General features: G+C 61.2%; 14 protein-coding genes. 11 read left to right on the top strand and 3 right to left on the bottom strand.

Features of this window, described 5'->3' with window-relative positions; translation table 11 throughout:
- Positions 1-61: 61 nt before the first annotated feature.
- The 10 genes from ACA059_RS02035 to ACA059_RS01990 are packed head-to-tail and all read left to right on the top strand — an operon-like array spanning position 62 to position 10,157.
- On the top strand, positions 62-637 hold the full coding sequence (locus tag ACA059_RS02035; RefSeq protein WP_497632516.1) for an outer membrane lipoprotein carrier protein LolA: 576 nt from the start codon (positions 62-64) through the stop codon (positions 635-637).
- Positions 621-2,960: an MMPL family transporter gene (locus tag ACA059_RS02030; protein ID WP_497632515.1), complete on the top strand. Its 2,340-nt coding sequence runs from the start codon at positions 621-623 to the stop codon at positions 2,958-2,960. Before ACA059_RS02035 ends, ACA059_RS02030 begins: the two co-directional genes overlap by 17 nt.
- Positions 2,957-4,117 carry a cation:proton antiporter gene (locus ACA059_RS02025; protein ID WP_497632514.1) on the top strand — a complete coding sequence of 387 codons (1,161 nt, stop codon included), beginning with the start codon at positions 2,957-2,959 and terminating at the stop codon, positions 4,115-4,117. The genes ACA059_RS02030 and ACA059_RS02025 overlap by 4 nt, the downstream gene beginning before the upstream one ends.
- Positions 4,104-5,351 carry an NAD(P)/FAD-dependent oxidoreductase gene (locus ACA059_RS02020; protein ID WP_497632513.1) on the top strand — a complete coding sequence of 416 codons (1,248 nt, stop codon included), beginning with the start codon at positions 4,104-4,106 and terminating at the stop codon, positions 5,349-5,351. Before ACA059_RS02025 ends, ACA059_RS02020 begins: the two co-directional genes overlap by 14 nt.
- Positions 5,348-6,073 (top strand): class I SAM-dependent methyltransferase, encoded by a 726-nt coding sequence (locus tag ACA059_RS02015; RefSeq protein WP_497632512.1) that lies wholly within the window; start codon positions 5,348-5,350, stop codon positions 6,071-6,073. Before ACA059_RS02020 ends, ACA059_RS02015 begins: the two co-directional genes overlap by 4 nt.
- Positions 6,073-6,555, top strand: a complete 483-nt coding sequence (locus ACA059_RS02010; RefSeq protein ID WP_497632511.1) for a hypothetical protein — start codon at positions 6,073-6,075, stop codon at positions 6,553-6,555. The genes ACA059_RS02015 and ACA059_RS02010 overlap by 1 nt, the downstream gene beginning before the upstream one ends.
- The gene (locus ACA059_RS02005) at positions 6,552-7,748 is read left to right on the top strand and encodes a beta-ketoacyl-[acyl-carrier-protein] synthase family protein (RefSeq protein ID WP_497632510.1); all 1,197 of its coding nucleotides are present in this window, start codon (positions 6,552-6,554) and stop codon (positions 7,746-7,748) included. The genes ACA059_RS02010 and ACA059_RS02005 overlap by 4 nt, the downstream gene beginning before the upstream one ends.
- Complete coding sequence (locus ACA059_RS02000) at positions 7,745-8,206, top strand: hotdog family protein (RefSeq protein WP_497632509.1); 462 nt, start codon at positions 7,745-7,747, stop codon at positions 8,204-8,206. The genes ACA059_RS02005 and ACA059_RS02000 overlap by 4 nt, the downstream gene beginning before the upstream one ends.
- Entirely contained in the window at positions 8,203-8,931 is a 729-nt protein-coding gene (gene fabG / locus ACA059_RS01995; RefSeq protein WP_497632508.1) for a 3-oxoacyl-ACP reductase FabG, read from the top strand. The genes ACA059_RS02000 and fabG overlap by 4 nt, the downstream gene beginning before the upstream one ends.
- Positions 8,931-10,157, top strand: a complete 1,227-nt coding sequence (locus tag ACA059_RS01990) for a beta-ketoacyl-ACP synthase (RefSeq protein ID WP_497632507.1) — start codon at positions 8,931-8,933, stop codon at positions 10,155-10,157. Before fabG ends, ACA059_RS01990 begins: the two co-directional genes overlap by 1 nt.
- A 177-nt stretch (positions 10,158-10,334) precedes the next feature.
- On the opposite strand, the gene ACA059_RS01985 is transcribed toward ACA059_RS01990, so the two are convergent.
- The 3 genes from ACA059_RS01985 to ACA059_RS01975 form a co-directional block, all read right to left on the bottom strand.
- The gene (locus ACA059_RS01985; protein ID WP_007943750.1) at positions 10,335-10,622 is read right to left on the bottom strand and encodes an addiction module antidote protein; all 288 of its coding nucleotides are present in this window, start codon (positions 10,620-10,622) and stop codon (positions 10,335-10,337) included.
- A complete protein-coding gene (locus ACA059_RS01980) occupies positions 10,619-10,924 on the bottom strand; it encodes a type II toxin-antitoxin system RelE/ParE family toxin (RefSeq protein ID WP_497632505.1) in 306 nt (101 codons plus the stop codon). The genes ACA059_RS01985 and ACA059_RS01980 overlap by 4 nt, the downstream gene beginning before the upstream one ends.
- A 93-nt stretch (positions 10,925-11,017) precedes the next feature.
- The gene (locus tag ACA059_RS01975; protein ID WP_497632504.1) at positions 11,018-11,920 is read right to left on the bottom strand and encodes a LysR family transcriptional regulator; all 903 of its coding nucleotides are present in this window, start codon (positions 11,918-11,920) and stop codon (positions 11,018-11,020) included.
- Between the two features lie 166 nt (positions 11,921-12,086).
- Here ACA059_RS01975 and ACA059_RS01970 point away from each other — a divergent pair, with 166 nt between their 5' ends.
- A complete protein-coding gene (locus ACA059_RS01970; protein WP_497634617.1) occupies positions 12,087-13,313 on the top strand; it encodes an MFS transporter in 1,227 nt (408 codons plus the stop codon).
- Positions 13,314-13,342: the final 29 nt, after the last annotated feature.

Genomic DNA, 13,342 nt, shown 5'->3' with positions numbered 1-13,342 from the left:
ACGGCTTCGCCGCCGAACGCAGCCTCGCGGGCTCGGCAGCTGCTACGGGTTCGTGGCGGGCATGATTTTGATGTTTGGTTTCGCATCGCTGGCGCAGGCTTTTGATTTGCAGCAGTTGAGCGATCAACTGGCCAAACCCGATGTGATCCATGGCAACTTCATCCAGGAAAAACACCTGCGCGCCCTGCCCCAGCCGCTGACCAGCAAGGGCACTTTCGTCCTCGCTAAAAACCACGGTTTGCTCTGGCTGCTGAGAACCCCGTTGCAACAGGATTACCGCATCAGCGCCAAAGGTATTGCCCGGCGTGACGCCAACGGGTGGCAAATGCTGCCGAGCAAGAGTGCCGGCGCCGAGCAAAACCGCTTGTTCCTCGCCGTGCTGCAAGGTGACAGCAGCGGGCTGCAACGGGACTTCGAGCTTTCACTGAGCGGCGACGCGCAGAACTGGAAGTTGACGCTGACTCCGCGTTCCATGCTGCTCAAGCAGGTGTTCACTCAGATCAACATTGCCGGCGGCGAACTGGTGCACAGCATCGAGCTGCTCGAAACCCAGGGCGACAGCACGCTTTTGCGCATGCAGGACAGCACCCGCTTCCAACCGTTGAGCGATGCGGAGCAACATGACTTTGCCGAGTGAACGGAATCTTCCACGGCTGTTTCTGATCCTGCTGCTGGCGGTGCTCGCGCTCGCCGGTTGGCAATGGCGTGACGGTGCCCCGCTGTCGGCCAACCTGATGGAACTGGTGCCAGGCACGGCGCCGGACGCGCTGGAACTGCGCGCCGAACAACGCATGCAAGAACCACTGAACCGCGAAATGCTGGTGCTGGTCGGCCACACCGATCGCCAGCAAGCGGTCGCGATGGCGCAGAAACTGGGTGAGCAGTGGCAGGCGAGCGGCTTGTTCGAGAAGGTCCAGTGGAACCTGCAAGCCGACCTGCCGGCGCTGCGCACTCAATTGCTCAATGGCCGACTGGCAATGCTCTCAGCGGCTGACCGACAGCAACTGATCGAGCATCCCGACGCCTTTATCCAGCAGCGAGTACAAGCGCTGTTCGACCCTTTCACCGGTTTCAGTCTGGTGCCGAGCCAGGATGACTGGCTGGGCCTGACCGGGCGCATCCAGAACAGCCAGCCGCAGCACGGTTCGGTGCAACTGGACATCGGCAGCGGTGCGCTGGTCGCCGATGCCGACGGCAAGAGTTGGGTGCTGCTGCGCTCGCGCACCACGGGCAACGCCTTCGACATGAACCTGCCGCTGCAAGTGGCCGACCTGCTCCAGCACAGCCGTGAAGAAGCCGCCCAGGCCAACGTTCAATTGGTTGCCGCCAGCGGCTTGCTCTATGCGGCCAGTGGGCAAAAGCAAGCCACCCGGGAAATGACCTGGGTCGGTGGCGGCGCCACGGCGGGTATTCTGTTGCTGTTGTTGCTGGCCTTCCGGCGCTGGCGGGTGTTGCTGGCCTTCGTCCCGGTGCTGGTGGGCATGCTCTTCGGCGCGGTGGCCTGTGTGGCGCTGTTCGGCCATATGCATGTGATGACGCTGGTGCTCGGCTCCAGCCTGATCGGCGTGGCGGTCGATTACCCGCTGCATTACCTGTCCAAGAGCTGGAGCCTGAAACCCTGGCACAGTTGGCCGGCCCTGCGCCTGACGTTGCCGGGCCTGACGCTGAGCCTGATCACCAGTTGCATCGGTTACCTGGCCCTGGCCTGGACGCCGTTCCCGGCGCTGACCCAGATCGCCGTGTTTTCTGCCGCCGGTCTGCTCGGCGCTTATTTGTCCGCGGTGTGCCTGCTGCCGGCACTGCTCAAGGGCACAGACCTGCGTCCAGCGCAATGGCCGCTGCGGGTGGCCGAGTTTTTGCTGGGGCGCCGTGAAGCGTTGCTCAAACTCGCGAGTACGCCGGTGCTGCTGGCGCTGCTGATTGCCTTTTGTGTGGGCGGCCTGTTGCAGCTCGACACTAAAAACGATATTCGCCAATGGGTCGGTGCACCGCAGCACCTGACTGACGAAGCACAAACCATTGCACGCATCACCGGCTATCAACCCACCAGCCAGTTCTTCCTGGTACGCGCCGCCAATCAGCAGGAGTTGCTGGAACGCCAAACCGCGCTGAGCGAGCGGCTGGATCAGTTGGTCAACCTGGAAAAACTCCAGGGTTATCTGTCGCTCAATCAATTGGTCAGCCAACCCACCGAACAGCAGAAAGTGCGCGAAGCCTTGAACAAGTTGCCGCAGTTCTGGCAACCGCTGCTCGATGTCGGCGTGCCGGCGGAGGCGCTGCAAGCGGAACTGACGAAGTTGCAGGCACTGCCCACCGAAGACATCGACGCAGCGCTGGTCGGTCCTTTGGCCGAGCCCTATCGCACGCTGTGGCTGGGACCGACCGATGACGGCGTAGCGGCGATGGTCAGTCTGCAAGGGTTGAACAACCCTGCCCTGCTACGAGTCCAGGCGCTGGATTTACCGGGCGTGGAACTGGTGGATCGCCTCGGTGAGTTGAACAAGGTGTTCGCCGACACCCAGATCAGTGCCGCAGAGTTGAAACTCGCTTCCTGTGTGCTGATCGTGCTGGTGCTGATCCTGCCGTTCGGCTTCGGCGGCGCGCTGCGAATCGTCGCCCTGCCGCTGCTGGCCGCGCTGTGCAGCCTGGCCAGTCTCGGCTGGATGGGGCAACCGCTGACGCTGTTCAGCCTGTTCGGCCTGCTGCTGGTGACGGCCATCAGCGTCGATTATGCGATCCTCATGCGTGAACAGGTCGGCGGCGCGGCCGTGAGCCTGCTGGGCACCTTGCTGGCGGCGCTGACCACCTGGCTGTCGTTCGGTTTGCTGGCGGTGTCCAGCACGCCGGCAGTGAGCAACTTCGGTCTGTCGGTGAGCCTCGGCCTGGCCTTCAGCTTCATTCTTGCGCCGTGGGCTGGACGCCAGGTTCACCCCGCCCCGGTCACGGAGTCGGCAACATGATGATCGCCGTGTTCTGGGTCATGGCCCTGGCGCTGTTCGCCGTGGCCACCCGTGTCGGTCGTCACTTCGGCGTGATCCCGATTGTCAGCCAGTTGCTGCTGGCCACCTTCGGCCTGCCGCTGCTGATGTACTTCTGGATCGAACCCCAGTGGCAATTGAGCGGCGCCGCACTGGTCGCACCGGCCTGGCTGAAAAACGTCTACAGCCTGAGCTTTGCCTTGTTGCTGGGGCACATTCTCAGTGATGTGATCGACCTGCGTCTCGACCGCCAGAGCCTGAAAATCGCCCTGCCGAGTTTCTGCATTCCGTTTGCCTGCGGCCTCGCGACAGCGGTGTGGCTGTTACCGCCGCAACCCTGGATCAGTTCGCTGGCGGTCGGTCTGGTGTTCGCCATCACCGCGATCCCGGTGTTGTATTTGTACCTGCGGCACATCAAATACCCGCCTGCCGCTACCCGGCGACTGGTGCAAACCGCGATCCTCATCGACCTGACGTGCTGGACACTGTTCGGCTTCGCTCAGGGCAGCCTGCACCTGAGCAGCCTCCTGCTGCCGCTGGCCGGCGCCTGCCTGCCGTTGCTGCTGCGTCTGCTCCGATTGCGCCAACCGTTGCTGCACAGCGGTTGCTTCTTCGCACTGCTGGTCGTGGCGGAACACTTCAAACTCAATGCGCTGATTTTCGGCATCGGTTACCTGCTGTGGATGGCCGCGCTCAAAGTACCGCTGGTGCTGCCGTTGCCGGTGATCTGGATGAGTCACTTGCAGACGTATATCGCGATCCCGCTGATCCTCACGTTCGGCATCGTGCAAATCAACGTCCACGCGGCCATGGCCAGTCTCGGCTGGGTGCAACTGGCGGCCCTGCTGCTGTTTCCGATTGCCAGTAAACTGCTGGGCAACTGGCTGGGCCTCGGCTGGGCCGGCGCCTCGTTTGAAGGCGCCAGTCGCTGGCGGGAAAGTGTATTGCTGAATATTCGTGGCTTGAGCGAGATCGTCTTTCTCAACCTGCTGCTGCAACAACAACTCATCAGCCCGGCGCTGTACTTCGCGCTGATGGTGATGGGCCTGATCGCGACACTGCTGCCGGCACTCGTCGGCATGCACCGACCCCCTCTGAACATCGCCGTCCCGGCAAGGAGCCCCCGTGCCAACAGTTGAAATGGAACATCGCCAAGTCGTGGTGATCGGTGCAGGTCCATCGGGCGCCATCGCCGCCGCGCTGCTCAAGCGCAAGGGTCATGACGTATTGATGATCGAACGCCAGCATTTCCCACGGTTTTCCATCGGTGAAAGCCTGCTGTCGCATTGCCTGGATTTCGTCGAAGAAGCCGGCATGCTCGAGGCGGTGAACGCCGCCGGATTCCAGTTGAAAAACGGTGCGGCATTCGCTTGGGGCGAGCAATACAGCGCCTTTGATTTCGGCGAGACGTTCAGCAACGGCAAGCCGACCACCTTCCAGGTCCAGCGTGCCGATTTCGACAAGCTGCTGGCCGATCAGGCCGCGCTGCAAGGCGTCGATGTTCGTTACGGCGAAGCCATCGTCAGCGTCGATTTCACCCTGCCGAAACCGCAGCTCGATGTACTTCGCGAAGACGGCAGTCAGTACCGCGTCGAAGCCGAATTCGTGCTGGATGCCAGCGGCTACGGCCGTGTGCTGCCGCGCTTGCTCGACCTTGAAGCGCCGTCGAATTTCCCGGTGCGCCAAGCCGTGTTCACCCACGTCGAAGACCACATCGACAACCCGGCTTTCGAGCGGGAAAAAATCCTCATCACCACCCATCCGATCCACCGCGATATCTGGTTCTGGACCATCCCGTTCAGCAACGGCCGTTGCTCGGTGGGCGTCGTCGCGGCAGCCGAACACTTCGACGGTCGCATGGAGAATCTGGACGATTGCCTGCGAGGGTTTATCGCTGAAACCCCAAGCCTGGCCGGTGTGCTGAACAATGCCGTGTGGGATACACCTGCTCGAACCATCGGCGGCTATTCGGCCAACGTCAAAACCCTCCACGGGCCAGGCTTTGCACTGCTCGGCAACGCAGCAGAATTCCTCGACCCGGTGTTCTCCTCTGGCGTGACCATCGCCATGCGCTCGGCGAGCATGGCCGCCGCGGTGCTGCATCGCCAACTACAAGGCGAAAATGTCGATTGGCAGACTGAGTTCGCCATCCCGCTCAAGCGCGGCGTCGACACGTTCCGTTGCTACGTCGAAGGCTGGTACGCCGGGACGTTCCAGGATGTGATTTACCATGAGGGCGGCTCGCCGGATATTCGCCGCATGATCAGTTCGATTCTGGCCGGGTATGCCTGGGACGAGCGTAATCCGTTCGTCGCCGAACCCAAGCGCCGGCTGCGGATGCTCTCGGAGCTCTGTGCAAAGGACGCCACATGAGCTACATGAGCGACACCTACGTCGAAGAAACCCGCTTTGGTCTCTGGTTCCTGCGCAGCCACACTTGGCAGCACCATGTTCTGCGAGTCGCAATCACCGATTTGCGCAGCCTGTTCAGCGAAACACCGCCGAGCAACCCGGTGCTGCTGGATGCCGGTTGCGGTCAGGGCAAGTCGTTTCAGTACTTGCGCCAGACCTTTGCCCCCCAGCGCCTGATCGGTCTGGACGCTGACCCTCACAGCCTGAACCTGGCCGGCGAAGAAGCCGTTCGTCAGGGCATGGCCGTTGAGTTGATCGGCAGCGACTGCGCGAGCATCAACGTCCCGGACGCCAGCGTCGATCTGCTGCTCTGTCACCAAACCTTCCACCATCTGGTGCAGCAGGAACAGGCACTGGCCGAGTTCTACCGCGTGCTCAAGCCCGGTGGCTATCTGCTGTTCGCCGAATCCACCGAGGCTTACATTGATACCTGGGTGATCCGCTGGTTGTTCCGCCATCCGATGCACGTGCAGAAGAGCGCCGCCGGGTATCTGGACATGATTCGCCAACAGGGCTTCGAACTCGGCCCGCAAAACGTGTCTTATCCATACTTGTGGTGGAGCCGCGCCAAGGATTTCGGCCTGTTTGAACGCTTGGGTCTGCGCCAGCCAAAACCCTTCGGCCAACGGGAAGAAACCCTGGTCAATGTGGTCGCGCGCAAACCCCTTGATAGGTGTGCCTGATGATCCGCTTTCTGCTGTTGGGTTGCGTCCTGTTGCTGAGCGCCTGTGCCAGCCGGGCGCCGCTGCCCGAGCAAACCCCGAACCTGTCGTTGCCGCTGCAATTGCACATTCAGCGTCTGGTGGCCGACCAACGGCAGGACTGGGTGCTGGTGATCCAGCGTGAAGGCCCTGGCATTCGCTGGTCGATGATGGACTTGCTGGGCATTCCCCAGGCACGCCAGAAACTGGTCGACGGCGAGTGGCAGGCTGACGGTCTGCTGCCGCCCAATCCGGAAGCGCGAGAGCTGTTCGCCGCGCTGCTGTTTGCGCTGACCCCCAAAGATGAACTGTCGGACAACTATCCCGCTGCGTGGCAGCATGGCTCGCAACGGTCCTTGCCAGCGCACTGGGAAGTCCGCTATTCACAACCCATGAGCTTTGAATTGAACCTGCCCAAAGGCCCGAAATATCAAGTCACGCCGCTCAGTGGGGACACGCCATGACGGCCTACCTGAATGCCCTCGGGGTGATCTGCGCCCTGGGCCGTGACAAGTCCGAAGTCGCTCGCAACCTGTTTGCCGGTGACTGTTCGGGCATGCGCAACGAGTCTGGCTGGGTGGCGGAACGGTCGTTGCCCGTGGCCGCGGTCCACGGCGAACTGGCGCCGATCCCGGCTGAGCTTGCGCCGCAAGGCACCCGTAATAATCAATTGCTGCTGGAAGCCGCGCTGCAAATTCGCGAAGACATCGACCAGGCGATCCAGACCTACGGCCGGGACCGCATCGGTATCGTCCTGGGTACCAGCACCTCGGGCATCGACGAAGCCAGTCGCGGCCTGGCCCATTACATCCGCGAGCATCAGTTCCCGGCCGATTACGACTATCAGCAACAGGAACTCGGCGCTCCGGCGAACTTCCTCGCCGACTGGCTGCAACTGAGCGGCCCGGCCTATGTGATTTCCACGGCCTGCACCTCCAGCGCCCGGGCGCTGATGAGTGCTCAGCGACTGTTGGACCTGGGCATTTGCGATGCGGTGCTGTGTGGCGGCGTCGACAGCCTGTGCAAGTTGACCCTCAATGGGTTCTCGGCGCTGGAAGCGGTGTCCGGGCAACGCTGCAATCCGTTTTCGGTGAACCGTAACGGCATCAACATTGGCGAAGCGGCGGTGCTGTTTTTGATGAGCAAAAATGTCGGCGACAGCCAGCCGATTACCCTGCTCGGCAGTGGCGCCAGCTCCGATGCACACCACATTTCCGCACCGGAACCGACCGGCCGTGGCGCCCTGCAAGCGATGCGCAAAGCCTTGAGCCGAGCACAACTGCAACCGCAGCAGATCGATTACCTGAACCTGCACGGCACCGCCACCCAACACAACGACGCCATGGAAAGCCTGGCGGTGGCGACGTTGTTCCCGGCAGGTGTTCCGTGTTCGTCGACCAAGCCCATGACCGGCCACACCCTCGGTGCGGCCGGCGCTCTGGAAGCGGCGTTCTGCTGGTTGAGCCTGAGTGCAGGCAATCGCGAGCACGCCCTGCCGCCTCACGTCTGGGACGGCCAACCGGATCCCCAATTGCCAGCCCTGAATTGGGTGACCCCGGCCAATCGCCTGACGTCCATTGCACCTCGCTATCTGATGAGCAATTCCTTTGCCTTCGGTGGTAACAACGTCAGCCTGATTATCGGAGACGCCCCATGATTGACTGGCCGATCGCCGAACTGCTGCCGCACGCTGGCGACATGATCTTCATCGAACAGATCCTGTCGTTCGATGACGAGCAGATTTTCACCCGCCTCACGGTCAAACCCGATGGCCTGTTCAACCGCCCGGACGGCAGTCTGCCGGCCTGGGTCGGCATCGAACTGATGGCCCAGAGCGTCGCCGCCTACGCCGGTTGCCATGCGCGCCAGCGAGGCGATGCCGTGGAGCTGGGGTTTCTGCTCGGCACCCGCAAATTCGAATGCAACGTCGAGTACTTCCCCGCCGGCACCGAGCTAACCATCCACGGCATCCGCTCGCTGGAAGACGACAACGGCATGGGCGTGTTCGAATGCCACATCACCGCGCCCGGCATTCACGCCACCGCTCGTCTGAACGTGTTCCGTCCGCCTCAGGCTGCCCAATACCTTCATGAAACCCAAGGAACCCAGCCATGACTGAATCCGTACTGATCACCGGTTCCAGCCGTGGCATCGGCCGTGCTATCGCTTTGCGTCTGGCCCAGGCCGGGCATGACATCGTGCTGCATTGCCGCAGCGGACTTGCGGACGCTGAAGCCGTGAAGGGCGAAATCGAAGCCTTGGGGCGCAACGTGCGCATTCTGCAATTCGACGTGTCCGACCGTGCCAGCTGCAAAGCCATTCTCGAAGCCGACGTGGAAACCCACGGCGCCTATTACGGCGTGGTGCTGAACGCCGGCCTGACGCGCGACGGTGCTTTTCCGGCCTTGAGCGAGGATGATTGGGACGTGGTAATGCGCACCAACCTCGACGGTTTCTACAACGTGCTGCACCCGGTGATGATGCCGATGATTCGTCGTCGCGCGGCCGGGCGGATTGTTTGCATCACCTCGGTTTCCGGGTTGATCGGCAACCGTGGCCAGGTCAACTACAGCGCTTCCAAGGCCGGTTTGATCGGCGCGGCGAAGGCGTTGGCGATCGAGTTGGGCAAGCGCAAAATTACCGTTAACTGTGTCGCACCCGGCTTGATCGACACCGCGTTGCTCGATGAAAACGTGCCGGTGGAAGAACTGATGAAAATGATCCCCGCACAGCGCATGGGCACCCCGGAAGAGGTGGCCAGCGCGGTGAATTTCCTGATGTCGGCGGAAGCGTCGTACATCACCCGGCAGGTTCTGGCCGTCAACGGAGGCCTGTGCTGATGAAGCGCGTCGTCGTCACCGGCATGGCCGGCATCACCTCATTGGGCAGCGATTGGGACACCATCGCCAGCAACTTCGCGGCCAATCGCAGCGGCATCCGCCGGATGGACGAGTGGGATCGTTTCACCGAACTCAACACGCGCCTGGCCGGGCCGATCGATGACTTCAAAGTGCCGAGCCACTGGACCCGCAAACAATTGCGCAGCATGGGCCGGGTCTCGCGCCTGGCGGTCGGCGCGGCAGAACAGGCTTTGGCCGATGCCGGTCTGTTGGGTGACGAATCGATCAAGGACGGGCGCATGGGCGTTTCCTGCGGCTCATCCACCGGCAGCACCGACGAGATCAAGGCGTTCGGCAACATGCTGCTCAACTCGGTGGCCGAGGGCCTGAACGCTAACTCCTACGTGCGCATGATGCCGCACACCACGGCAGCGAATATCAGCATCTTCTTCGGCCTCACCGGTCGGCTGATCCCGACCTCCAGCGCTTGCACCAGCGGCAGTCAGGGCATCGGTTATGCCTACGAGTCGGTCAAGTTTGGTCGCCTGCCATTGATGCTCGCCGGCGGTGCCGAAGAACTGTGCCCCACCGAAGCGATGGTCTTCGATGCGCTCTACGCCACCAGCCTGAAAAACGATGCGCCACAGACTTCCCCACGCCCCTACGACAGCGGCCGCGATGGCCTGGTGATCGGTGAAGGCAGCGGCATGCTGGTGCTCGAAGAACTCGAACACGCCTTGGCTCGCGGTGCGCACATCCACGCCGAACTCGTCGGTTTCGGCAGCAACGCCGACGGCCAGCACGCCACCCGCCCAGAGCAGGTCACCATGCGCCGGGCCATGGAACTGGCCCTGGAAGACGCCGGGCTGCAACCTTCAGACATCGGCTACGTGAATGGTCACGGCACCGCGACTGAACAGGGCGACATTGCCGAAACACTGGCAACGAGCGCGTTGTTCGGCGAGCACATGCCGATCAGCTCGCAGAAGAGTTTCCTCGGGCACACCCTTGGAGCCTGCGGTGCGCTGGAGTCCTGGTTCAGCATCGAAATGATGAACCGCGACCTGTACGTCCACACCCTCAACCTCGACGACGTCGACCCGCACTGCGGCAAACTCGATTACCTGCGCGGCGAGTTCCGGCAGATGAGCAACCAGTACGTGATGAACAATAACTTTGCCTTTGGTGGGGTTAATACTTCGCTGATTTTTCGGCGTTGGTCGTAACGCCAGAAACGACAAAGGGCGCCTTTCGACGCCCCTTCACAAACAGGTCGGCTTGTCATCGCCCTGTACCTGTCTGGCTCTACGATGGCTGGTTACCAAGGATCCTCGGAGTCTCACAAGCCCCTTTTCGGGAACACGGGCAGTATTGCTCAAGACCATACCTTCATTTTTTTAAGCTTAGGTACTGGCGTGTAACTTCAATCCTAAAGCTTTCACGACTTTAAGGATGGTACCGAACTCTGGATTCCCTTCACCTGACAGGGCACGGTAAAGACTTTCCCGAGAAAGCCCCGCATCCCGCGCGACCTGAGTCATGCCGCGTGCACGTGCAATGGTCCCGAGAGCCTTGGCGATGAATGCTGGATCATCTCCCGCTTCTTCCATACAAGCGTCAAGATAATTGGCCATGTCCTCCTCGGTCTTGAGGTACTCGGCAGAGTCCCAGCGAGTGAATTGTTCGGTCATGGGTTTTGCTCCTGCCAGGATTTCGCAATTAGCCTGGCTTGTTTGATGTCACGGGTTTGGCTGCTTTTGTCACCACCACAAAGGAGGATGACCAACTGGTTGCCTTGTTGCATGAAATAGACCCGATAACCGGGGCCATAGTTGATTCGTGCTTCGCTCAACCCTTCTCCGATGGCTTTGACATCACCAAAATTCCCTTCGGACATGCGGTCAATTCGCACCTGGATACGCATCCTGGCGCGGCTATCGGCCAGCTTCAATAGCCAGCCAGAGAATGTTGAACTTCGAAGGATCTCCGTCATGCCCCGAGTGTAGCTCTTGAGCTACACCTGCTCAACCAGGAATCCTGATGAGACGACATTCGGCAGTCCAGTAATCGATCAAGTGCGCGGCAGCTATGACTTCAGCGGCTCAACCTTCTGCGTCAACAACGCCACAAACGCCTTGGCCATCGGCGACTTCTGATCCTTGCGCTGCACCAGCCACACCGCCGACACCGCCTCTGGATCGAGCAGAGGCCGATAGACCACACCGTCGATGCGCATCCGCTGATAAGACGCCGGCAGCACCGAAACCCCCAACCCCGCCGCCACCAGACCAATAATCGTCATCGCCTCGCCCGCCTCCTGGGCAAAGTGCGGACTGAAACCGGCATCCCGCGCCAGACTGAGCAACTGCGCATACAGACCACTGCCATAACTGCGTGGGAAAAATACAAAGGGTTCGAGGGCCAGGGCTGACAGGAACAAGCCCTCTTCGCTGTCGTTCACCAACGGATGCTTGGAACTGAGCACCGCCACCAGTGGCTCACGCATCAACTCCACCACGCTGAGCGAGTCCGGTAACCCAAGCGGCCGCATGATCCCGACTTCAATCGACTCATCCACCAAAGCATCGGCGACCTGGGTGCTGCTCATCTCCCGCAGGTTCAGGTGCACCGCAGGGAATCGCTGGCGAAACGAAAAAATCGCCTGAGGGATGGTCGAGTTGAACGGTGCCGACGAGGTGAAGCCAATCTTCAGTTCGCCCAACTCACCCAGCTGCGCCCGCCGTGCAACATCCGCCGCCTTGTCGACTTGCGCCAGCACCAGCCGCGCCTCTTCCAGAAACAGCCGGCCGGCTTCACTGAGCTCGACCCGACGATTGGTGCGCTCGAACAACCGCGCGCCCACCTCCTGCTCCAGCGCCTGAATCTGCTGACTCAACGGCGGTTGCGAGATGCCCAGCACCTGGGCGGCGCGGCCGAAGTGCAGCTCTTCGGCAACAGCAATGAAGTAGCGCAGGTGACGCAATTCCATGAAAACTCCATTAGGTCGTTAAACCTATCAAACAGGTCGAACAATATATTGGATTGAATCATTAGGCAGCTATATGCTTTTTTCATTGCCTGACCGGCTGCGTCCTCCGAGGTCCGAAGTGAAAACTGCTGTCGCTCCACTTGCCCATGAAGTTCCGCCCGCAGCGGTGGACGATGTTGTCGCCGAACTAAAGGAGATCTACATCGAAAAAGGCACACCGATGTTCATGCGCACGGTGTTGGCGCTGTTCTCCGGCGGCTTCGCGACCTTTGCTCTGCTCTATTGCGTGCAGCCGATGATGCCGCTGCTGTCCCACGAATTTTCCATAAATGCGGCCCAGAGCAGCCTCATTCTCTCGGTCGCCACTGGCATGCTCGCCATCGGCCTGCTGATCACCGGCCCCATCTCCGATCGCATCGGGCGTAAACCGGTGATGGTCGCCGCGTTGTTCGCCGCCGCACTCTGCACAATCGCCAGTTCAATGATGCCGAGCTGGCACGGTGTGTTGGTGATGCGCGCGCTGATAGGGCTGTCGCTGAGCGGTCTGGCAGCGGTCGCCATGACTTACTTGAGTGAAGAGATCCATCCGCAACACATCGGCCTTGCCATGGGTTTGTACATTGGCGGCAACGCGATTGGCGGGATGTGCGGACGCTTGATCACTGGCGTGTTGATCGACTTCGTCAGCTGGCACACGGCGATGCTGGTGATCGGTGGTCTGGCGCTGATCGCGGCGGCGGTGTTCTGGAAAATCCTCCCCGAGTCGCGCAACTTCCGCGCCCGCTCATTGCACCCGCGCAGCTTGATTGACGGCTTCACCATGCACTTTCGCGACGCCGGCCTGCCGCTGCTGTTCCTTGAAGCCTTCGTGCTGATGGGCGCTTTCGTCACCCTCTTCAACTACATCGGCTATCGCCTGCTGGCCGAGCCGTACCACATGGATCAGGCCTTCGTCGGGCTGCTCTCGGTGGTGTATCTGTCGGGTATCTACAGCTCAGCGAAAATCGGCTCGTTGGCCGACAAACTAGGCCGGCGTAAAGTGCTTTGGGCGACGATCGTCCTGATGCTCGCAGGCCTTGCACTGACCATGTTGACGCCGCTGCCGGTGGTGATCATCGGCATGCTGATCTTCACCTTCGGTTTCTTCGGCGCTCATTCGGTGGCGAGTAGCTGGATTGGCCGCCGCGCCATTAAGGCCAAGGGGCAGGCGTCGTCGCTGTACTTGTTCAGCTACTACGCAGGGTCGAGCATAGCCGGGACGGCGGGCGGGGTGTTCTGGCACATGGGCGGGTGGAACGGGATCGGGTTGTTCATTGGCGGGTTGCTGGTGATTGCGCTGCTGGTGGCGTTGAAACTGGCGAAGTTGCCGCCGCTGGAAAATGTGAAAGCTTAAAAGCAAAAGATCGCAGCCTTCGGCAGCTC

It is taken from the genome of Pseudomonas sp. LBUM1647 (genome assembly GCF_059716175.1).
This window is presented reverse-complemented; position numbering and strand designations above follow the sequence as displayed.